19 protein-coding genes are annotated in these 22485 nt (G+C 58.8%); 16 read left to right on the top strand and 3 right to left on the bottom strand.

Features of this window, described 5'->3' with window-relative positions:
* Nucleotides 1-9: 9 nt before the first annotated feature.
* From ACYZT1_RS06525 to pdeM, 10 genes are all read left to right on the top strand, one after another.
* Complete coding sequence (locus ACYZT1_RS06525; protein ID WP_462018204.1) at nt 10-2460, top strand: penicillin acylase family protein; 2451 nt, start codon at nt 10-12, stop codon at nt 2458-2460.
* Nucleotides 2461-2647: 187 nt separating this feature from the next.
* Entirely contained in the window at nt 2648-3682 is a 1035-nt protein-coding gene (locus ACYZT1_RS06520; RefSeq protein ID WP_462018203.1) for a ligase-associated DNA damage response exonuclease, read from the top strand.
* A complete protein-coding gene (locus tag ACYZT1_RS06515) occupies nt 3679-5367 on the top strand; it encodes an ATP-dependent DNA ligase (RefSeq protein WP_462018202.1) in 1689 nt (562 codons plus the stop codon). The genes ACYZT1_RS06520 and ACYZT1_RS06515 overlap by 4 nt, the downstream gene beginning before the upstream one ends.
* 311 nt (nt 5368-5678) lie before the next feature.
* Nucleotides 5679-6461: a transporter substrate-binding domain-containing protein gene (locus ACYZT1_RS06510; protein WP_462018201.1), complete on the top strand. Its 783-nt coding sequence runs from the start codon at nt 5679-5681 to the stop codon at nt 6459-6461.
* A 58-nt stretch (nt 6462-6519) separates the two neighbouring features.
* The gene (locus tag ACYZT1_RS06505) at nt 6520-7248 is read left to right on the top strand and encodes an ABC transporter permease (RefSeq protein ID WP_462018200.1); all 729 of its coding nucleotides are present in this window, start codon (nt 6520-6522) and stop codon (nt 7246-7248) included.
* Nucleotides 7245-7955, top strand: coding sequence for an ABC transporter permease (locus ACYZT1_RS06500; protein WP_462018199.1), 711 nt, complete (start codon nt 7245-7247; stop codon nt 7953-7955). The genes ACYZT1_RS06505 and ACYZT1_RS06500 overlap by 4 nt, the downstream gene beginning before the upstream one ends.
* Nucleotides 7956-7979: 24 nt before the next feature.
* Entirely contained in the window at nt 7980-9098 is a 1119-nt protein-coding gene (locus ACYZT1_RS06495) for a succinylglutamate desuccinylase/aspartoacylase family protein (protein ID WP_462018198.1), read from the top strand.
* Nucleotides 9099-9111: 13 nt separating this feature from the next.
* Nucleotides 9112-9876, top strand: a complete 765-nt coding sequence (locus tag ACYZT1_RS06490; protein ID WP_462018197.1) for an ABC transporter ATP-binding protein — start codon at nt 9112-9114, stop codon at nt 9874-9876.
* 200 nt (nt 9877-10076) lie between these two features.
* On the top strand, nt 10077-12563 hold the full coding sequence (locus tag ACYZT1_RS06485; RefSeq protein ID WP_462018196.1) for a ligase-associated DNA damage response DEXH box helicase: 2487 nt from the start codon (nt 10077-10079) through the stop codon (nt 12561-12563).
* Nucleotides 12563-13219, top strand: a complete 657-nt coding sequence (gene pdeM, locus ACYZT1_RS06480; RefSeq protein ID WP_462018195.1) for a ligase-associated DNA damage response endonuclease PdeM — start codon at nt 12563-12565, stop codon at nt 13217-13219. The genes ACYZT1_RS06485 and pdeM overlap by 1 nt, the downstream gene beginning before the upstream one ends.
* 156 nt (nt 13220-13375) lie before the next feature.
* Here pdeM and ACYZT1_RS06475 read toward each other — a convergent pair whose 3' ends face one another.
* Both ACYZT1_RS06475 and dcd read right to left on the bottom strand, forming a co-directional pair.
* Nucleotides 13376-13585, bottom strand: coding sequence for a hypothetical protein (locus ACYZT1_RS06475; RefSeq protein WP_462018194.1), 210 nt, complete (start codon nt 13583-13585; stop codon nt 13376-13378).
* 106 nt (nt 13586-13691) lie between these two features.
* Nucleotides 13692-14258, bottom strand: coding sequence for a dCTP deaminase (gene dcd / locus ACYZT1_RS06470; RefSeq protein WP_462018193.1), 567 nt, complete (start codon nt 14256-14258; stop codon nt 13692-13694).
* A gap of 353 nt (nt 14259-14611) precedes the next feature.
* Between dcd and ACYZT1_RS06465 the strand changes: the two genes are divergently transcribed.
* Together ACYZT1_RS06465 and ACYZT1_RS06460 are read left to right on the top strand one after the other, a co-directional pair.
* Nucleotides 14612-14821, top strand: coding sequence for a cold-shock protein (locus ACYZT1_RS06465; protein WP_002554837.1), 210 nt, complete (start codon nt 14612-14614; stop codon nt 14819-14821).
* A 131-nt stretch (nt 14822-14952) separates the two neighbouring features.
* A complete protein-coding gene (locus ACYZT1_RS06460; RefSeq protein WP_462018192.1) occupies nt 14953-16389 on the top strand; it encodes a toxin-antitoxin system YwqK family antitoxin in 1437 nt (478 codons plus the stop codon).
* A gap of 83 nt (nt 16390-16472) precedes the next feature.
* On the opposite strand, the gene ACYZT1_RS06455 is transcribed toward ACYZT1_RS06460, so the two are convergent.
* Complete coding sequence (locus ACYZT1_RS06455; RefSeq protein ID WP_462018191.1) at nt 16473-17480, bottom strand: DUF481 domain-containing protein; 1008 nt, start codon at nt 17478-17480, stop codon at nt 16473-16475.
* A 158-nt stretch (nt 17481-17638) separates the two neighbouring features.
* Here ACYZT1_RS06455 and ACYZT1_RS06450 point away from each other — a divergent pair, with 158 nt between their 5' ends.
* From ACYZT1_RS06450 to ACYZT1_RS06435, 4 genes are all read left to right on the top strand, one after another.
* Entirely contained in the window at nt 17639-17992 is a 354-nt protein-coding gene (locus ACYZT1_RS06450; RefSeq protein ID WP_462018190.1) for an MGMT family protein, read from the top strand.
* A gap of 43 nt (nt 17993-18035) precedes the next feature.
* Entirely contained in the window at nt 18036-19595 is a 1560-nt protein-coding gene (locus ACYZT1_RS06445) for an AmpG family muropeptide MFS transporter (protein ID WP_462018189.1), read from the top strand.
* Between the two features lie 141 nt (nt 19596-19736).
* Nucleotides 19737-21452: a proline--tRNA ligase gene (locus ACYZT1_RS06440; RefSeq protein ID WP_462018188.1), complete on the top strand. Its 1716-nt coding sequence runs from the start codon at nt 19737-19739 to the stop codon at nt 21450-21452.
* Between the two features lie 17 nt (nt 21453-21469).
* Nucleotides 21470-22423 carry a hypothetical protein gene (locus ACYZT1_RS06435; RefSeq protein WP_462018187.1) on the top strand — a complete coding sequence of 318 codons (954 nt, stop codon included), beginning with the start codon at nt 21470-21472 and terminating at the stop codon, nt 22421-22423.
* The last annotated feature ends 62 nt before the right edge of the window (nt 22424-22485 follow it).

The following is a 22485-nucleotide window of genomic DNA, read 5'->3' as shown; positions in this document are numbered from 1 at the left end:
AGCTTCGCCATGGCCTCGCCAGCCCTCTTACATTTTATCCCCCGGTTCGGCGTTGCCGCAGCAGTGGCCGGTGTTTTGAGCCTGACCGGTTGTCAGACCTGGAACACTCAGGACACCCTCCCGCCCACCATTGGCGTACAGCCGCTTAAAGGTCTGGCGCAAAACGTCTCGGTGCGCCGCAACGCCATGGGCATGCCGTTGATCGAAAGCAGCAACTTTCACGACGCGCTGTTTGCGCTCGGTTACGTGCACGCCACCGACCGCATGACGCAAATGGCCACCCTGCGCCTGTTGGCTCAGGGTCGTTTGTCGGAGATGTATGGCGCGGACCTGCTCGATGCCGACCGCTACATGCGCGCAGTCAATCTGAAAAAAAACGCGGCTGAGCTCTACAAGGCCTCATCGCCGCGTCTCAAGCGTTTCTTCGAAGTTTATGCTCGCGGCGTCAATGCCTATCTGTTCCGCTATCGCGACAAACTCCCGGTCGACCTCGCGGCCACCGGTTACCAACCCGAATACTGGAAGCCGGAAGATTCAGCGCTGATCTTCTGCCTGCTCAATTTCAGCCAATCGGCGAACTTGCCTGAAGAGATTTCGTTGCTGGTGCTCGCGCAGACGGTTTCCACCGACAAACTCGCCTGGCTGGCGCCGTCTGCGCCGGATGAAAAACTGCCGGTCGCAGAAGCCGCGAAACTCCAGGGCATCAAGCTCAACGGCGCGATTGCCGGTCTTGCGCAAATCAGCAAAGCCACCGGGCAACTGGCGGACCTGAATTTGCTGGGCGCCACTTCATCGAACAACTGGGCAATCTCCCCGCAACGCAGCCGCAGTGGCAAAAGTCTGCTGGCCAGCGACAGCCATGGGCCGTTGAGCGTGCCGTCGTTGTTCAGTTATGTGCATATCCGCGCGCCGAAATATCAGGCTTCCGGCGTCACCATCGCCGGGTTGCCGATGGTGCTGGGCGGTTTCAACGGCAAAATGGCGTGGAGCATGACCTCGGTCATGGGCGATAACCAGGACCTGTTTCTTGAAAAAATCCGACGCCAGGGCAGCGGCTTGTCCTACGAGGCGAACGGTAAATGGCAGCCGGTGATCGTGCGCAACGAAACCTATTTCGTCAAAGGTCAGCGCTCGATTCGCGAAGCGGTGTATGAAACCCGCCACGGTCCGCTGCTCAACAGTGCCCAGGGCACCGCGCTCGGCAACAGCCTTGGCTTGGCCCTGCAAACGCCAAACTTTACCGATGACAAATCGCTGGACGCATTTTTCGACCTGTCCCGGGCCCAGAACGTCGAGAAAGCCTCGGACGCCAGCCGTGAAATCCGCGCCATGACCCTGAACCTGATTTTCGCCGACGCCAGCAACATTGGCTGGCAAGTCACCGGTCGCTACCCGAATCGTCGGGAAGGCGAAGGCCTGCTGCCATCGCCGGGCTGGGAAGGTCGTTACGATTGGGACGGTTATGCCGATCCGATGCTGCATCCCTACGATCAGGATCCGGCCCAGGGCTGGTTAGGCACCGCCAATCAGCGGGTCATTCCCGATGGCTACGGTATGCAGCTGTCCAATTCCTGGTCGGCGCCGGAACGTGGCGAACGCCTGGCGGAACTGGCCGGTGCGGGGAAACACGACACCCGCAGCGTGATCGCCATGCAGTACGATCAGACCACCACGTTCGCTGCCAAACTGAAGAAAATGTTTGCCGCGCCGGGCATGGCGCAACCGCTGAAACAGGCCATCGAAGCGTTGCCGACAGCCGATCAGGCCAAGGCTCGCGAGGCGTTGGGTCGCTTGATGGCGTTCGATGGCAAACTGGCGTCGACATCGGCCGATGCGGCGATTTATGAGTTGTTCCTGCAGGAAAGCGCGCGGCAGACATTCTTCGACGAATTGGGTCCGGAAAACGGCCCGGCGTTGAAAGCGTTTATCGCTAATGGGGAATTGTCCTACTCCCCACAGGCCGATCACTTGCTCAGTCGCGAAGACAGTCCTTTCTGGGATGACCTGCGCACGCCGCAAAAAGAGGACAAACCGGCGATCCTCGCACGCGCCCTCTCGGCAGCGATCACCGCTGGCGACAGCCAATCGGGCAGCGATCACAGAGCCTGGCAGTGGGGCAAACTGCATCGCTACGAATGGAAAAACAGCAGTGGCCAGACCGTGCGCGGTCCGCTTGCGGCAGGGGGAGATCACACGACGCTCAATACCGCTGCGTTTGCCTGGGGTCAGGACTTCAACACCACGTTGGCACCGGCCACACGGTTCATCGTCGACTTCGGCCAGGCCGAGCCGCTGATGGGGCAGAACGGCACGGGGCAATCGGATAATCCTGCCAGCCCCAATTACCTCGATAGCGTTGATCCGTGGCTCAAGGGCAAGTACATGAGCTTGCCGATGCAGCCGCAGAACTTCGACAAGGCTTACGGCACCAAGCGCTTGACGCTGACGCCCGGCAAGTAATCCACCCTACTGTGGGAGCTAGCCTGCTAGCGATGAGGAACTGTCTGACACTTTTTTGGTGAATGACACGCCGCCATCGCCAGCAGGCTGGCTCCCACAAGGACTGCGCCACGCTGCAGATATCTCGATAGAACTTCTCCCCTCGCCACTGCCTCATACCTAACAAATCCATCCATTTGGTCAGCCCATGGATCTTGTTATCGCGCGCCCCGAAGGTTTGTATTGCCCCGCCGGAGATTTCTATATCGACCCGTGGCGCCCGGTCGAGCGTTCGGTGATCACCCACGCCCACGGCGACCACGCCCGGGGCGGTAACCAGCACTACCTCGCAGCCGCACCCGGCGAGGGGATCCTGCGCTCGCGACTCGGTCAGGATATCAACCTGCAAACCCTGCCCTATGGCGAACGGTTGCTGCACCACGGCGTCACCTTGAGTTTCCATCCCGCCGGCCACGTGCTCGGTTCAGCCCAGGTGCGACTGGAATACGGTGGTGAAGTCTGGGTCGCCTCCGGCGATTACAAGATCGAGCCCGACGGCACCTGCGCACCGTTCGAGCCGGTGCGCTGCCACACCTTCATCACAGAATCGACCTTCGGCCTGCCGATCTACCGCTGGCAACCCCAGGCGCAAGTGTTCGACGAAATCAATCAATGGTGGCAAACCAACGCGGCCGTCGATAAGGCGAGCGTGCTGTTCTGCTATTCGTTCGGCAAGGCCCAGCGGATTCTCCACGGCATCGACGCCAGCATCGGGCCGATCCTGTCTCACGGCGCCGTCGAGCCGCTGAACCGGGTCTATCGCGAGGGCGGCATTCATATCCCGCCGACGATTTACGCGGGCGAGGTCAAAAAGACTGACCCGATGATGCGCAAAGCCTTGGTCATCGCGCCCCCCTCTGCGGGCGGCAGCACGTGGATGCGACGGTTTGGTGATTACAGCGACGCCTTCGCCAGCGGCTGGATGCGCTTGCGCGGCACCCGGCGTCGGCGCGGCGTCGACCGTGGTTTCGTTTTATCCGACCACGCCGACTGGCCGGGCCTGCTGTGGGCCATCGAGCAGACCGGCGCTGAACGCGTCATGGTCACCCACGGCTCGATCGGCGTGCTGGTGCGGCACCTGCGCGAAAAAGGGCTCGATGCTCAAGGCTTCAACACCGAATACGGCGATGACGAAGAAGAAAGTGCAGTCGCCGACGCCGCGAACGCGGAGGTTCAGGCATGAAGGCCTTCGCCGAGCTGTACGCCGACCTCGACGCGACGACTTCCAGCAACGCAAAACTGGCGGCAATGCAGCGCTACTTCGCCCAGGCCGAGCCCGAAGATGCCGCATGGGCCGTGTACTTTTTATCTGGCGGACGCCCACGGCAACTGGTGCCGGCCAAAATCCTGCGTGAACTGGCCGTGGAATATTCCGGACTCTCGACCTGGCTGTTCGAGGAAAGTTATCAGGCGGTCGGCGATCTGGCGGAGACCATTTCGCTGGTGCTGCCCGAGGCGCTGCACAGTTCCACCGACGGCCTGGCGACGTGGATCGAAGAAAAACTGCTGCCCTTGCGCGGCCAATCTCCCGAAGTATTGGGCGAACGACTGCCAGAGTTATGGGCGCAGCTGGACCGTCACAGTCTGATGTTGTGCATCAAATTGATCACCGGCAGCTTCCGCGTAGGCGTTTCCAAATTGCTCGTGACCCGCGCGTTGGCGTCCATGGCTCAGCTCGACAGTAAACGTGTGGCGCAGCGACTGGTGGGTTACACCGACCTGTCGAACCGTCCGAGCGCGGCCAGTTATCTCAAGTTGATCGCTGCGCAATCGCCCGACGAACATGCCCAGCGAGGCGGCCAGCCGTATCCGTTTTTTCTGGCTCACGCACTCTCGCAGCCGGTTGAACAATTCGAAGCGTTGCTCGGCCCGGCCAGCGATTGGCAAGTGGAGTGGAAGTGGGACGGGATTCGCGCGCAAGTGGTCAAACGCGACGGTCGGCTGTGGGTCTGGTCGCGGGGTGAAGAGCTGGTGACCGAGCGCTTTCCGGAGCTCGACAGCCTGGTCCACTGCCTGCCGGACGGCACGGTGATTGACGGCGAAATTGTCGTCTGGAAAGCGCCAACGCCGAACACCGAAGACGCTTTCGACCCGCAGGCGCCGACTGTGCCTTGCGTGCAACCCTTCGCTTTGCTGCAACAGCGTATCGGCCGCAAGACCTTGGGCAAAAAAATCCTCGAAGATGTACCCGTTGTTGTGCTCGGCTACGACTTGCTGGAATGGCAAGGTGAAGACTGGCGCAATCAGCCCCAGGCCACGCGTCGTGTCCAACTGGACCAGGTCATCGCCGACTGCGCCAACCCGGTGCTGCTGCCCTCGCCCGTGCTTGCCGGCGAAGACTGGCTCGACCTCGCACGACAGCGCGAAGCGTCACGCAGCCTGGGCGTTGAAGGCATGATGCTCAAAGCTCGCGACTCCCTGTACGGCGTTGGCCGCACCAAGGACATGGGGGTTTGGTGGAAATGGAAGGTCGACCCGTTCAGCGTCGATGCAGTGCTGATCTATGCCCAGCGCGGCCACGGTCGACGGGCCAGTCTTTACAGCGATTACACCTTCGCCGTGTGGGACGGCCCGCCCGAATCCAGCGAACGTACGCTGGTGCCTTTCGCCAAGGCCTATTCCGGGCTGACCGATGCCGAGATGCGTCAGGTCGACAGCATCGTGCGCAAGACGACGGTGGAAAAATTCGGACCGGTCAGCAGTGTCAAGCCCAGCCTGGTATTCGAGTTGGGCTTTGAAGGGATCGCCCTGTCCAAGCGGCATAAAAGCGGGATTGCGGTGCGCTTCCCGCGAATGTTGCGCTGGCGCCAGGACAAGACTGTCGAGGAAGCCGACAACCTTGCGACGCTGCAAGAGCTTCTAAGTTGAACCTATCCCCTGTGGGAGCGAGCTTGCTCGCGATAGCGGTGTGACAGGCGGCGCACATATCGCTGATACACCACAATCGCGAGCAGGCTCGCTCCCACAGGAAATCTCGGCGGCCCTGAACTCATTTGGTGCAGCAATTTCCCCGCGATTGTTCCGAGGCACCTTTTTCTACTTGCCACTTCTTGAATCACCTTTTAAAACACTCGTTCGGGACTCTGGTTCGGAAATTGCTACCTTCAACGGGCCTTACGCTTTGCAGTAACAATAATTCTGCGCCACAAGCGCTCATATTGGTTCTTAGGGATTGAATAATGAAAAAAGCATTGCTGACCCTTTCTGCACTGGCATTGTGCGTGGCCGCCGGCTCCGCGCTGGCCAAGGAATACAAGGAACTGCGTTTTGGTGTTGACCCGTCCTACGCGCCATTCGAGTCGAAAGCGGCTGACGGCAACCTGGTAGGTTTCGACATCGATCTGGGGAATGCGATCTGCGCCGAACTGAAGGTCAAATGCAAATGGGTCGAAAGCGATTTCGACGGCATGATTCCTGGCCTCAAGGCCAATAAATTCGACGGCGTGATCTCCTCGATGACCGTCACCCCGGCCCGCGAAAAAGTCATCGACTTCTCCAATGAGTTGTTCTCCGGCCCTACCGCTTACGTGTTCAAGAAAGGTTCCGGCCTGAGCGCGGACCCCGCTTCGCTGAAAGGCAAGACCGTCGGCTACGAGCAAGGCACCATTCAGGAAGCCTACGCCAAGGCTGTGCTGGACAAGGCCGGAGTGAAAACCCAGGCCTATCAGAACCAGGATCAGGTGTATTCGGACCTGACGTCGGGTCGTCTCGACGCCGCCATCCAGGACATGCTGCAAGCCGAACTGGGCTTTTTGAAGTCGCCAAAAGGTGATGGCTACGAAGTCAGCCAGCCGGTGGACAGCGAGTTGCTGCCATCGAAAACCGCGATCGGCATCCGTAAAGGTAACACCGAACTCAAAGCACTTTTGGATAAAGGTATCAAAGCGTTACATGATGATGGCACCTACGCCACCATCCAGAAGAAACACTTCGGCGATCTGAATCTCTACAGCGGCAAATAATGCCCCGGCGCCCATCGTCTGATGGGCGCTTTTTTCTCCTGATCAGGTTGCTGTTCCCATGTTCGAAAACCTCCTGGAAAATCTGGGGCTCTCCGCTTTCAGCTTGCAGGGCTTTGGCCCGCTGCTGATGCAAGGCACCTGGATGACCATCAAATTATCGGCGTTGTCGCTGCTGGTGGCCGTGTTGCTCGGCCTGCTGGGCGCCAGTGCCAAACTGTCCAAAGTCAAACTCGTGCGTTTGCCGGCGCAGCTCTACACCACGCTGATTCGCGGGGTGCCGGACCTGGTGCTGATGCTGTTGATTTTCTACAGCCTGCAAACCTGGCTGACCACCTTCACCGATTTCATGGAATGGGAATACATCGAGATCAACCCGTTCAGTGCCGGCGTGCTGACCCTGGGCTTCATCTATGGTGCGTACTTCACCGAAACCTTCCGCGGCGCGATCCTTGCGGTTCCACGGGGTCAGGTCGAAGCAGCCACGGCCTATGGCCTCAAGCGCGGTCAGCGCTTCTGGATCATCGTGTTTCCGCAAATGATGCGATTCGCCCTGCCGGGCATTGGCAATAACTGGATGGTGATGCTCAAGGCCACCGCGCTGGTGTCGATCATCGGCCTGGCCGATCTGGTCAAAGCGGCTCAGGACGCCGGCAAAAGCACTTATCAACTGTTCTACTTTCTGGTGCTCGCTGCATTGATCTACCTGCTGATCACCAGTGCGTCCAACTTCATTTTGCGCTGGCTCGAACGCCGTTATGCCGCCGGTTCCCGGGAGGCGGTACGATGATCGAACTCCTGCAGGAATACTGGAAACCCTTCCTTTATAGCGACGGCTACAACATCACCGGCCTGGCCATGACGATGTGGCTGCTGAGCATCTCGATCCTGATCGGCTTTGTGGTGTCGATTCCGCTGTCCATCGCCCGCGTCTCGCCGCATTTCTACGTTCGCTGGCCGGTGCAGTTCTACACCTACCTGTTTCGCGGTACGCCGCTCTATATTCAGCTGCTGATCTGCTACACCGGTATCTATAGCCTGGCAGCCGTGCGTGAGCAGCCGATACTCGATGCGTTCTTTCGCGATGCGATGAACTGCACGATCCTGGCCTTCGCCCTCAACACCTGCGCCTACACCACGGAAATTTTCGCCGGGGCGATTCGCAACATGAACCACGGTGAAGTCGAGGCGGCCAAGGCTTATGGTCTTAAAGGCTGGAAGCTGTATGCCTACGTGATCATGCCGTCCGCCCTGCGTCGCTCGTTGCCTTATTACAGCAACGAAGTGATCCTGATGCTGCATTCGACCACTGTGGCGTTCACCGCAACCATTCCGGACGTTCTGAAAGTCGCGCGGGACGCCAACTCGGCAACCTTCCTGACGTTTCAGTCTTTTGGTATCGCCGCACTGATCTACCTGACCATTACCTTTGCGCTGGTCGGCCTGTTTCGCCTCGCCGAACGCCGATGGCTGGCCTTTCTCGGGCCGACCCACTAAGACCCGCTTCAGGAATAAAGAGACATGCGCCACCAGATTCATGACTTGCTGGCCCCGCTGCCGGGGACCGCGCGACAGATCCACAGCTTCCACTTCGGCCCGACATCGGCTCAAGGCAAAATCTATATCCAGGCTTCCCTGCACGCCGACGAAATGCCCGGCATGCTGGTTGCCTGGCACCTCAAACAACGCCTGGCGGAACTGGAAGCTGCTGGCCGTCTGCGCAGTGAAATCGTGGTGGTGCCGGTGGCCAACCCGGTCGGCCTCGAGCAAGTGCTGATGGACGTGCCGCTGGGTCGCTACGATCTGGAAAGCGGGCAAAACTTCAACCGCTGGTTTGTCGACCTCAGTGAAGAAGTCGGCAATGAGATCGAAGGTCAGCTGGGTGACGATCCGCAGCGCAACCTCGAACTGATCCGCACCAGCCTGCGTCATGCGCTGGCGCGGCAGAGCGCCAGCACTCAACTGCAATCCCAGCGCCTGATCCTGCAACGACTGGCCTGTGATGCCGATATGGTGCTGGACTTGCACTGTGATTTCGAAGCCGTCGCGCACCTCTACACCACGCCGCAGGCCTGGCCTCAAGTCGAGCCCCTGGCCCGTTACATCGGCGCCGAGGCCAGCCTGCTGGCCACGGATTCCGGCGGTCAGTCGTTCGATGAATGCTTCACCCTGCTGTGGTGGCAATTGAACGAACGCTTTGGCGAGCACTTCGACATTCCGATGGGCAGCTTTTCGGTGACGGTCGAATTGCGCGGCCAGGGCGACGTCAATCACCCAATGGCCCGCCTCGATTGCCAGGCGTTGATCAACTACCTGATTCATTTCGGCGCAATTGCCGGCGAGCCTTTGCCGCTGCCGGACTTGCCCTACCCCGCCACCCCGCTCGCCGCCGTCGAGCCCGTCACTACGCCGGTCGGTGGCCTGCTGGTGTTCACTGCGCTGCCCGGCGAGTACCTGGAAGCCGGGCAATTGATCGCTGAAATCATCGACCCGATCCTGAACTGCGTCACCCCCGTTCATTGCACCGCCGCCGGGTTGATGTACGCCCGCTCGCTGCGGCGCATGGCCACTGCCGGCATGGTGATCGCCCACGTCGCGGGCACCGAAGCCTATCGCAGCGGCTACCTACTTTCGCCTTGAGGATGCACGTCCCATGTACAAACTGACCATCGACGGCCTGCACAAGAGCTATGGCGACCACCATGTGCTCAAAGGCGTTTCGCTCAAGGCCAACACCGGTGACGTGATCAGCCTGATCGGCGCCAGCGGTTCGGGCAAAAGTACTTTCCTGCGCTGCATCAATTTTCTCGAGCAACCCAACGAAGGCACCATGAGTCTGGATGGCAAGGACATTCGCATGGTCAAGGATCGCCATGGCATTCATGTGGCCGATGCCGATGAGTTGCAGCGGATCCGCACACGCTTGGCGATGGTGTTCCAGCACTTCAATCTGTGGAGCCACATGACCGTGCTGGAAAACATCACCATGGCCCCGCGCCGGGTGTTGGGCTGTGACAAAAAAGAGGCTGAAGACCGCGCCCGACGCTACCTCGACAAGGTCGGCCTGGCGGCTCGCGTGGCCGATCAATACCCGGCGTTTCTGTCAGGCGGTCAGCAACAGCGCGTGGCGATTGCCCGCGCGCTGGCGATGGAGCCGGAAGTCATGCTGTTCGACGAACCGACGTCGGCGCTGGACCCGGAACTGGTCGGCGAGGTGCTCAAGGTGATTCAGGGCCTGGCCGAAGAAGGCCGGACGATGATCATGGTCACCCACGAGATGAGCTTTGCGCGCAAGGTGTCGAGTCAGGTGCTGTTCCTGCATCAGGGGCTGGTCGAAGAAGAAGGCGCGCCGGAAGACGTGCTGGGCAATCCGAAGAGCGAGCGCTTGCAGCAATTCCTTAGCGGCAACCTCAAGTGACCTCCGGTCACTGCAGGAGCGGGGCTTGCCCGCGATGAGGCCCTGTCAGCGACCGCCTATGGTGACTGACACACCGCTATGGCGAGCAAGCTCGCTCCCACAAGTCATGCGTCAATCGCTGACACCACAGCACCCCGGTTAAACTTGTCCCATACCGCCGCGGTCACTGAAAGAACACTTTCAGAGCGCACACGGCCGGTATGGGAAGATCCCCCAACTTCGCAAAAGAATGGTTCACCGCTCGCGGCTGGCAGCCTTTCGTCTTTCAGAAACAGGTGTGGTCCGCCGTCAAAAAAGGCCAATCCGGATTACTGCATGCCAGCACTGGCGCCGGCAAAACCTACGCCGTGTGGTTCGCCGCGCTCAACCGCCTGGCGCGCCTGACTCCTCCCATTGGAAACCCGCGCAAACGCAAGCCGGTGGCTGAACCGCTGACGGTGCTGTGGATAACTCCGATGCGCGCCCTCGCCGCAGATACCGCGCGCGCACTCGAAGCGCCGCTGCTCGACTTGCAGATCCCGTGGAGCGTCGGTGTGCGAACCGGCGACACCAGCAGCAGCGAGCGTGCCCGCCAAAGCCGTCGCGCGCCCACCACACTGATCACTACCCCCGAAAGCCTCACCCTGATGCTCGCCCGCGCCGACGCGCACACCGCGTTATCGACCTTGCGCATGGTGGTGGTCGACGAATGGCATGAATTGCTCGGCAACAAACGGGGCGTGCAATTACAACTGGCACTGGCGCGCTTACGTCGATGGCATCCGGACCTGATCGTCTGGGGCGTTTCCGCGACCTTGGGTAATCAGGCTCACGCCGAACAGGTCCTGATCCCACAGGGCGGCGGGATCAGCGTGCAGGGGAAGTCCAGCAAAGACCTTCGCGTCGACACGCTATTGCCTCCGGCTACCGATCGATTTCCCTGGGCGGGGCACATCGGTTTGAAGATGCTGCCGCAAGTGGTCGCCGAGGTGGACTCCAGCCCCAGTTGCCTGGTGTTCACCAACACCCGTGCGCAATCCGAGATCTGGTATCAGGCCCTGCTCGAAGCTCGCCCGGACTGGGCAGGAATAATCGCCTTGCACCATGGATCGCTCTCGCGCGAGACCCGTGACTGGGTCGAACGGGCACTCAAGGACGGTCAGCTCAAAGCTGTCGTATGCACGTCGAGTCTGGACCTTGGGGTGGATTTCCTGCCGGTGGAACGGGTGCTGCAAATTGGCTCGGCCAAAGGCGTGGCGCGCCTGATGCAGCGCGCCGGGCGCTCGGGTCACGCGCCGGGCCGCGTATCGCGTGTGACGCTGGTGCCGACCCACAGCCTGGAATTGATCGAAGCCGTCGCAGCACAAGACGCCGTAGCGCAGCGCCGCATTGAACCACGTGCGTCACCCCACAAACCGCTGGATGTGCTGGTGCAGCATTTGGTCAGCATGGCATTGGGTGGCGGTTTTTTGCCCGATGAGTTGTACGAAGAAGTCCGCGGCGCCTGGGCTTACCACGACCTTACCCAGGAGGACTGGGTGTGGGCGCTGGCATTCGTACGTCACGGCGGGCTTTCTCTGACAGCGTATCCGGATTATCGCCGGGTCGAGCCGGATGAGCACGGCGTCTGGCGTGTGCCTGATGCGCGACTGGCCCGACGTCACCGCATGAGCGTCGGCACTATCGTGAGTGACGCGAGCATCAACTTGAAGTTCTGGAGCAAGGGCGGGGGCGGCAAGCAACTGGGCAGCGTCGAAGAAGGGTTTATCGCGCGGCTGAAACCGGGAGATGGCTTTCTCTTTGCGGGACGCTTGCTCGAGTTGGTACGAGTGGAAAACATGACTGCCTATGTCAAACGCAGCACCGCGAAAAAAGCCGCCGTGCCGCGCTGGAATGGCGGGCGCATGCCGTTATCCAATGAACTGGCCCATGCAGTGGTCGTGCGCTTCGGCGCGGCCGCACGGGGTGAATTCATCGGTCCGGAAATGCGCGCATTGCGACCACTGCTCGACGTGCAACAACAGTGGTCAGGATTGCCGACCGAAGACAGTCTGCTGGCCGAGGCGCTGAAGTCGCGCGAAGGCTGGCATTTGTTTCTCTACCCTTTCGCAGGTCGCCAGGTGCATCTGGGCCTGGCGAGTTTGTTGGCCTGGCGGGTGAGTCAGCGCGTGGCGGTGACGTTTTCCATCGCAGTCAACGATTACGGGCTGGAATTGCTCAGCGCCACGTACATCGACTGGTCCGAGCACCTCAATGCAGAACTGTTGAGTCCCGAGTCTCTGTTGAAAGACGTGCTCGCCAGCCTCAACGCCGGGGAACTCGCGTTGCGACGCTTTCGCGAAATCGCGCGCATCGCCGGGCTGGTGTTCGCCGGTTACCCCGGCGCGCCGAAAAGCACGCGCCAGGTCCAGGCGTCGAGCGGGTTGTTTTTTCAAGTGTTCAAACAATATGACGCGGGCAACCTCCTGTTGGCGCAGGCCGGGGAAGAAGTCCTGCGAGAAGAACTGGATATTCGTCGACTGGAACAGACTCTGGAGCGGCTCAACACCTTGAAAATGGACTTGCACCTCATCAAACGTCCTACGCCTTTAGGCTTTCCACTACTGGTCGAGCGCATGCGCGAAAGCATGAGTTCGGAAAAACTCGCCGACCGCATCAGACGCATGGTCAGCGATCTCGAGAAAACTGCCGAAACAGGGAAGGACTGATGAGCACGCCTTATCCAATAAAACTGGCAGGCGAAGAGCTCTGGTTGCTGCCTGAAAAGGCGATCTACTGGCCGGAACAGGAGGCGCTACTGATCGCCGATGTGCACTTTGGCAAAGCTGCCGCTTATCGAAGCCTCGGCCAACCGGTGCCTCAGGGAACCACCGCCAGCAATATCGCGGTGTTGAACGCCCTTCTCGCAGCTTTGCCGTGCCGCCAGCTGATTTTCCTCGGGGATTTTTTGCACGGTCCCGGCTCCCACGCGAAAGCTACGTTGGCGGCGTTGGCCCAGTGGCGGGAACAGCACCCGGACCTGCCGATGACGCTGATCCGCGGCAACCATGACAAACGCGCCGGCGATCCACCCGCCTCGTTGAACATTCGCGTGGTGCCAGAGCCGCTGTTGCTGGGACCGTTTTCCCTGCAGCACGAGCCTGACCCGCACCCAAGTCGCCACGTTCTGGCCGGGCACGTGCATCCGGTCTACCGGTTGCATGGACGCGGACGTCAGAGCTTGCGATTGGCGTGTTTCAAATTTGCCGGGGAGGTCAGCTTGCTGCCAGCATTTGGGGCGTTTACAGGTGGGTATCGGGTCGAGCGAGATGAGAGCTGCAGGATATTTGTGATCGGCGATAACGAGATATGGCCGGTCAGTTGAAGCCGTTCAACCTGTAGCGAAGCTTGCTCGCGAAAGAAGCTTGCTCGCGAAAGCGGTAAATCAGTCAGCAACCGGGTGACTGACACAGCACGATCGCGAGCAAGCTTGCTCCTGCAGAAATTCGCCGGTCATGCGACCGGCGATGTGGCAAATATGTCACGCCACCGGCGCCGGTGGCGGCTCGTCCGGAAGGGTCGGCTCACCTGGCTCGGTGGGCTGTTCGAATGGCGTATCAGGGCCAGGCTGGCCGGGCATGCCCCCTGCCATACTGAGTGGCGGATGTGCCAGCAAGGACCAGGCTAAAACGCCAACCTGATTGGGCTCAAGCCTTGCCAGTTCGGCACTTATTCGCGGATCGATCTTCATGGAGCACTCCTGAGCATTGGCCCGGTTTGCTGTGCGCTAACCAGGCAGTACACCCAATAGAGTGTTTCCGTGCAGAAGAATTCCCACGGCCCGTCAGAAGGATCGATCAAGTGCGTGGCAAAGTGACGCCGCGTTGACCCTGATACTTGCCGCCACGGTCCTTGTAGGAGACTTCGCACTCTTCGTCGGATTCGAAGAAAAGCATCTGTGCGACGCCTTCATTGGCGTAAATCTTCGCCGGCAATGTGGTGGTGTTGGAGAATTCCAGAGTGACGTGGCCTTCCCACTCTGGCTCAAGCGGTGTCACGTTGACGATAATGCCGCAGCGCGCGTAGGTGCTTTTACCCAAGCAGATGGTCAGCACATTGCGCGGGATGCGGAAAAACTCAACGGTGCGTGCCAGAGCGAAGGAGTTGGGCGGGATAATGCAGACGTCGCTCTTGATGTCGACGAAGCTTTTCTCGTCAAAATTCTTCGGATCGACGGTGGCCGAGTTGATGTTGGTGAACACTTTGAATTCGTCGGCGCAACGCACATCGTAGCCGTAGCTCGACACACCGTAGGAAATCACTCGCTCGGCGCCTTCGCCACGCACCTGGCGCTCGACGAAAGGTTCGATCATGCCGTGCTCTTGCGCCATGCGGCGAATCCACTTGTCCGATTTGATGCTCATGGCGGGTGTCCTGAATAGCGAGGTGGAAAAATCTGTCCAGCATCTTACCGGGGCGCGCGGCCGGTTCAAAGTTCTGCCGCCGCATTCTCGTCGATCCCCCGTAAATTCCGGGCCTTGGCGCCAAAACGAAGCACCGTCAGTCACGAAATCAGAGAAACCTTCGCAAGAAGCATTGGCACACTCTGCAAAAAGGGTTAAGGTGGCGCCACTGAACTGCTTGTGTCACAGAGAATCTCTACACGATATGTTGAATTTCGATCCAACCATCTACAAGAATTTTTCCTGCTCTTTGCACTCAGTCTCGGCCAGGGTTCTTCCTGAGTCGCAGTTATCTTTGTTCAAGGAGTTACACCATGTCTAATCGCCAAACTGGTACCGTTAAGTGGTTCAACGATGAAAAAGGCTTCGGCTTCATCACTCCACAATCCGGTGACGACCTGTTCGTTCACTTCAAAGCTATCCAATCCGACGGCTTCAAAAGCCTGAAAGAAGGCCAACAGGTTTCTTTCATCGCTACCCGCGGTCAGAAAGGCATGCAAGCTGAAGAAGTTCAAGTTATCTAACTTGTACTTGCTTTAGTAAAAGGCCCCGCCCTCAAAAGCGGGGCTTTTTTGTGCCTGCATATTTTGCATCACCCTTTCTCAGTTCCGCCTCTATATGATTCGCGCCTGGAAAAATCATATGGAAAAGCAGGATGCAATTCACCCCCTGGACCATACTTAGCACCGCCATTCTCATTTTCGCATTGCCGCTCATAGCGCACTCAGAATCGACCGTTGATCATCCGACAGTAATCGTCGGGATGAATCCTCGCGCTACGTACTTGGCGAAAGGTCCTGAAGTAAATGGCCACTCCTCAGTTCAGCTTCGCTTAGCCGCACTGCTCACGCTTTCCACTCCACATGCCTGTGGGAGTGATGAGGTGTACTTGACGGCGGAGTCTTTGGGCATTCCCAATGAGTCCTTCCGCCGCGCTACCGACGAAGTTCAGCAACTGATCGATCAGAAAATCCCTCTCCTGGCCACGCTCTCTGAATGCGAACGAAAACGAGCGTTTCTGATGAAGGTACGACCGTGTACGCCCGAAGAATGCGGGGAGCTCATGGCTACTTTAGTAGACGGCAAGCAGTATCTGAATCACGACCTCCTACCAACAGGGCAAGGCCAGGCGTCTCATTATCTGAAAGTGCCAATGGACTATGACAGCAAGCGCAAGGCATGGATCGCCCAGATTTTCTCGACCAAAACTCAAACGCTTAGTCACGAATATTTCGTAGACGCTGAAGATTTTGCCTCAGGCAAACCGGTTGACGATTACAAAAAATATTACAAAAGCGGCAAACTTCGCGAAAGCTATCACTACGACGCCAACGGTTTGCGCAAAGGAGAGGCGCTCACCTATTCCGAAGATGGCACCATCATCAAACGAGAAAGCTTTCTGAACGGCGAGCTTGAGGGATGGCAATCCATCTATCATGACAACGGCAAGATCGCTGAATCTTACAACTGGCAGAATGGCCAACGGGTGGATGGCGAGTACCTTAGCTACGACGAAGACGGAGCACTGATTGGCCGTAGTAGTTATCGAAACAATGTATGGCACGGAGCAGCCTTAGGCTACTACCCAAAGGGGCAATTGAAGTACAGCACTCATTTTGTTCACGGCAAAGCTCAAGGCCTGTCGACACATTACCATGAGAACGGCGCCATCAAGAGCACTCGGCACGACATAGACAGCAAGCCGGAGGGCTGGCTGACCGACTATTTCATCGACGGCAAAGTCAAAGAGAAAGCATACTACCAAGACGGAAAACGACTCAGTTATGCCCGGTGGAATGAACAAGAAGCTCAGCTTTTTCAATGGCAGTGGGACGACAAAGGGCGAAAGCAGGGTGACTTCAAGGAATGGTACAAAGATGGCCAGCTAAAGAGCCATGCGGTATACGCGGACGACAAAATTGAAGGCACGCTCCGCGCATGGCACGAAAACGGTCAGATCAGTAGCTCTACGGAATATCAAGGTAATGTACCGCAAGGTATACAGCGCAACTGGAAGCCCGATGGCCGACTTACTCGCGAATGCCACTATGAAGCAGGTAAACGTCAAGGCGAATGCAACCAAACAAATTAACCTTGCGTGAGACGACAGCATTAAAAAAGCCCCGCAATTATGATTGCAGGGCTTTTCGCTCCTAACGACTCAAAACATTTGCCTTACCACGCCACGCCAAACCCTGCGGTGTAACGGGTCTTCTCAAGATCGGCATCGTTGGTGCCGCTGATGACGTCTCGCTCGGCCTTCAGGTTGAGCGAAGCCCATTCGGTGACCTTGTAGCGCAGGCCGACCTCGGCATCCAGCGCGTAATCCGCCACGCCTGACAGCGGCTTGCCCACCTCGCCGTTGGTGAAGAATTCAACCTGCTTGCCTATCAGGTAACGGTTGTAGTCCCACTTCATGGCCAGGGAATAGAAGTTCTCCTTCCCGCCATCTGCATATTCGTAATCTGTGCGGTTAAGCAGCGAGCCCAAGGAGAACGCGCCAAGCTCGTCGTCCCAGAATTGGTAACCAGGGCCGGTACCGACGGTGCGCTGGCGTGCCAGGTCTTCGACTTTGTCGCGCTTATAAACGGCGCGACCTTGCCAGAACCATTTCTCGGTCAGGAAGCGGTCAAGCGAATATTCGCCGCGCCAGTTGTCCGTGGTGACCACGTCATCCTGGAACTCGCGGTTGTACTCGCCTTCCGCCGTGTGCCGCCATCTGCCATGACGTGCGCTCGTTTTGAAATCGATGTCGTAATCATCGGTGTCTTTCTCGGCGCGCTCATAATCAAGCGCCATGTCGACGTTGCCCTTCCACACCAGGTCCTCAACCACTGGCTTGGGCTTGAGGATCTGCTGGATACTGGCCAACTCGACAGTTTTGGGTGATTCGCCGTTCTCCAGGGTCACCTTGCCATCGTCTGCCGCGTGCAGTGACTTGGCCTTCTCGCCAGTGTAGGCATCCTGCTTGACCAGCAACTCCTGATCACTTTCCAGGGTTTTGACCTGCTTCCAGTCAATCGGTACGGCGCCGGCGTATTCGGTCTGGATCAAGAGTTTGCCGCCGTCAAACAAAGTGATCTTGCCGCTCAACTTGTCACCGTTCTTTAACCAGACGGTGTCAGCGAGTAAAGGAGTGGAAGCACTGAGGACAGCGAGGCACAGCAGAGTTCTGGAAACCATAAGCAAATACAGGCTCAAGATTGCGAAAAAAGTCGGAATTATCCGGAGGAATAAGACCCTAGCATGCACTGACTCAACTAATTCTATTGAGTTCATTTCTCATCCCCGGAATTGGGGATTACTCTACAAACGGTAATGAGTTCCTCAGGATTCAACACGTGACCGATTCTGCCGCTGAAAATGAAAGTGCTTCCGAGATCCGACGTGCGGCGCTGTATCTGACCCTGGCTCAAGTGCCCGAGGGCAAAGTCGTGAGTTACGGGCAACTTGCCGAGCTCGCCGGATTGGGACGCGCCGCTCGCTGGGTCGGCCGCACACTCAGTCAACTTCCGGGTGACAGCAAGCTGCCCTGGCACCGGGTACTCGGTGCCGGCGGTCGAATCAGCCTGCCTGTTGGCAGCCCGTCTGGCGACGAACAACGCGCGAGATTACGCTCGGAAGGCATCAGTATCCTGAACAATCGTGTTGATATTCAGCGTCATGGCTGGCGCCCGGTAGAGCACAGCGGTTAGAGTGCGCGCTTTGTTTCCGTAATCTTGAGGCAGACTTCAGCCCATGCCCCGTAAAACCTGGCGCGCCGCGCTCGCCGCCTATGCCAGCCCTTCGACACTTGTGCTGTTGTTGCTTGGTTTCGCCGCCGGCCTACCCTACATGCTGGTGTTCTCGACACTTTCGGTCTGGCTGCGTGAAGCCGGTGTGGCTCGCGAAACCATTGGCTACGCAAGCCTGATCGGTCTGGCCTACGCCTTTAAATGGGTCTGGTCGCCGCTGCTCGACCAATGGCGATTGCCGTTGCTCGGCAAACTCGGTCGCCGACGTTCCTGGCTGGTGCTTTCACAGGCGCTGGTGATCCTCGGCTTGATCGGGATGGGTTTCTGCGACCCGCAAAAACACTTGTCCTGGTTGATTGCCATTGCCGTCATCGTTGCTTTCGCCTCGGCGACGCAAGACATAGCCGTGGATGCTTATCGCCTCGAAATTGCCGACGACAGCCGACAGGCCGCACTCGCCGCCAGCTATATGTCCGGGTACCGAATCGCTGCGCTGCTGGCCACCGCCGGTGCGTTGTTCTTCGCCGAAGGTTTTGGCTCTACCGGCTTCAACTATAAGCACTCGGCATGGGCCGGCACTTACATTCTGTTTGGCGCGCTGATGATTCCGGCGCTGCTCACATCCTTTTTCATGCGCGAACCGCCGGTGCCACTGCGCACGCAACTGCAGGCCGGACGTTACAGCTTCGTCCATCAACTGGCTTCGGTGTTCGTGCTGATCGTGCTGCTGGTTTCCGTGCCAGCCATGTTCACGCAGCTCTATAACACCGATTTCGCCAGCGTGCTGTTCGGCGACATGAGCTTGCTGGACCTGCTGCTCGAAGACCGCGCGTTTTTGCGCGCGATCCTCTACATCACGCTGACTGCCCTGTGCTTGTCTGCAATCGGCCGGCGTGGATTGGCGCCGGTGCTGACGCCGATCAATGACTTCATCCTGCGTTATCGCTGGCAAGCATTACTGCTGCTCGGCCTGATCGCCACCTATCGGATGTCGGACACGGTGATGGGCGTGATGGCCAACGTGTTCTACATCGATCAAGGCTTCACCAAGGATCAGATCGCCAGCGTCAGCAAAATCTTCGGTCTGATCATGACGCTTGTGGGTGCCGGCATGGGCGGTTTGCTGATCGTACGCTTTGGCATTCTGCCGATCCTGTTCATCGGCGGTGTCATGTCGGCAGGGACCAACCTGCTGTTCCTGATGCTCGCCGACATGGGCGCCAACCTGAACATGTTGATCGGCACCATTTCCCTCGACAACTTCAGCTCCGGACTGGCAACCTCGGCATTTGTCGCGTACTTGTCGAGCCTGACCAATCTGAAGTTCTCCGCGACCCAATACGCCCTGCTCAGTTCGATCATGCTCTTGCTGCCGCGACTGATCGGCGGTTACTCAGGGGTCATGGTGGAAAAATACGGTTACCACGATTTTTTCCTGATTACTGCGCTGCTGGGGGTTCCGACACTGGTGCTCATCGCTTTGCACTGGTTTCAGGAGAACCGCCGCGAACGCCTGACGCCCAAGCCTGAGGCGTCCCCGACACAGATCGCAGAAGAGTCGTAAACGTTTTACCCTGCAAGCATCGAAGGGCGTGGACATCCCCGCCCCGGCGCCACACCGTCGACCGCACGCCTGTACGCCAGCAGATCTCGCCCGTACAATGCTCCGTCATTTCTCGTCATCAGCAACCGACAACGGCCAACCATGCGCACCAGTCAATTTTTGCTCGCCACACAGAAAGAAACGCCTTCCGACGCGGTCGTCATCAGCCATCAGTTGATGCTGCGCGCTGGCATGATCCGCAAACTCGCCTCGGGCCTGTACACCTGGCTGCCGATGGGCTTGCGGGTAATGCGCAAGGTCGAAGCCATCGTTCGCGAAGAAATGAACGCTGCGGGTTCTCTCGAAGTGTTGATGCCGAGCACACAACCGGCTGAGCTGTGGCAGGAATCCGGCCGCTGGGAAGAATACGGCCCTGAGTTGCTGCGCTTCAAGGACCGCCACGGCCGCGACTTCTGCGCCGGCCCGACCCACGAAGAAGTCATCACCGACCTGATGCGCAACGAGTTGAGCAGCTATAAACAGCTGCCGATCAACCTGTATCAGATCCAGACCAAATTCCGTGACGAAATCCGCCCGCGTTTCGGCTTGATGCGTGGCCGTGAATTCATCATGAAGGACGCCTACTCGTTCCACGCCGATCAGCCATCGTTGCAGATCACCTACGACCGCATGCATCAGGCGTACTGCAACATCTTCACTCGTCTGGGGCTGAATTTCCGCCCGGTTGAAGCCGACAACGGCTCGATCGGTGGTGCCGGCTCCCACGAATTCCACGTGCTGGCCGAATCCGGCGAAGACGACATCGTCTTCAGCAACGGTTCCGACTATGCCGCCAACATCGAGAAAGCCGAAGCCGTGCCACGGGAGACCTCCCGCGCCGCGCCGGCAGAGGCGCTGCGCCTGGTCGACACGCCCAACGCCAAGACCATCGCGCAACTGGTTGAAGGCTTCAACCTGCCGATCGAAAAAACCATCAAGACCCTCGTGGTCCACGCCGAAGAAGCAGGCAAGCTGATTGCGCTGATCATTCGTGGCGACCACGAGTTGAACGAAATCAAGGCTGCCAACCAGCCAGGCGTCGCCAGCCCGCTGGTCATGGCGTCCGAAGCGGAACTGCGTGACGCCATCGGCGCCGGGGCCGGTTCACTTGGCCCGCTGAACCTGCCGCTGCCGATCATCATCGACCGTTCGGTCGAGCTGATGAGCGACTTCGGCATCGGCGCCAACATCGACGACAAACACTACTTCGGCGTCAACTGGGAACGCGACCTGCCGGTTCCGACCGTTGCCGACCTGCGTAACGTTGTGGCTGGCGATCCGAGCCCGGACGGCAAAGGCACGCTTGAAATCAAGCGCGGCATCGAAGTCGGCCACGTGTTCCAGCTGGGCAACAAATACAGTCAAGCGATGAAGTGCGAAGTACTGGGCGAGAATGGCAAACCAGTCACCCTGCAAATGGGTTGCTATGGCATTGGTGTTTCTCGCGTAGTGGCTGCAGCCATCGAGCAGAACAACGACGCCAACGGAATCATCTGGAGCGACACCCTCGCGCCATTCCAGATCGCCCTGGTACCGCTGCGCTATGAAACAGAACAGGTTCGCGAAGCCACCGACAAGCTCTACGCAGAATTGACTGCCGCCGGCTTCGAGGTTCTGCTGGACGATCGCGACAAGAAAACCAGCCCGGGCATCAAGTTCGCGGACATGGAATTGATCGGCATCCCTCACCGGATCGTGGTCAGTGACCGTGGTCTCGCCGAAGGCAACCTGGAATACAAGAGCCGTACCGAGCCGCAAGCGCAAGCGCTTCCGGTTGCAGACGTGCTGTCGTTCCTCCAGGCCCGTATCCGCCGCTGACACCAGATAGAGACGTCATGTTCAAGCGAAACACCTTAGGCCTCGGTGGTGCCGCCCTGTGCGGCACTCTGCTGGTCAGCGGCTGCGCCAATCAAATGTCGCAACGCAGCGAGCACGAGGCACGTGTCGAGCGCAAATTACTCGACCACAGCCTGCAGATCGATGTCGGCGAGCCCAAGGTGCTTGAGCTGCCGCAACGTCGCGTGAAGATCCACGAGCAGAAAACGTTCGAGGTCACCGAATTCGAAGTTACTCGCCACTACGACCGCTACACCCCGTACCAACCCTGGCGCGAGGTCTACGAAATTCCGCTGGGCGCCGTGGCGGTGGTGGGTGGCGTCGGCGCCAACGTGGTCAACGTGTTCGCCCTTGGCAATCTCCCGGATAGCGTGACCCGCGACTGGTTCGGTTACGGTTTCGCCGGGCTCAACCCGTTCATGAACGCGCAGTCCAACGGCCGCGCGCAGCAGAACCTGGCTGGCATCGACGAAGTGCAGCTCGACAAGCGCACCGAGTACTCGAGCCTGCCGTGGAGTGAACGCCCGGTTGAGGTCAAGGCCGGCAAGGAAACGTTCGAGCTGACCACGGACAAAAATGGCGTTCTGCGCATCAATCTGCTCGACAGCCCGTTTGCCGAACATGATCTCAATCGCCTGGGCCAACTGCACATCAGCGTGACCGACAGCCAGGACGATGTGCATTCCGACTCTACCCTCGCGCTGAGCAGCACGTTGCGCGGCAAGTTGCTGGAGGCGCACGGCCTGATTTATGACGATCTCGAAGATGACGAAGTGAGCCAGTGGGTGCACCGGGTCAAACGTCTGTCGGAGCTGGGTCTTGAGGAAGAAGCCAGCGAGCTGGAGCAGAGCCTGATCGAATTGACGCGCAATGATCCTGAGTTACAGACCGAGTTTTTGAAGTCGTTGACCAAGGATGCCGGGCGGTTGGTGGCGGATCCAGGGCCGAATTAAGGCCTCTTTGAAGATCGCGGGCGATGCGACAACCGACTTGCCCGCGATGAGGCCGGTAAATT

The sequence above is a fragment of the Pseudomonas sp. PB3P13 genome, assembly GCF_054897735.1.
This window is presented reverse-complemented; position numbering and strand designations above follow the sequence as displayed.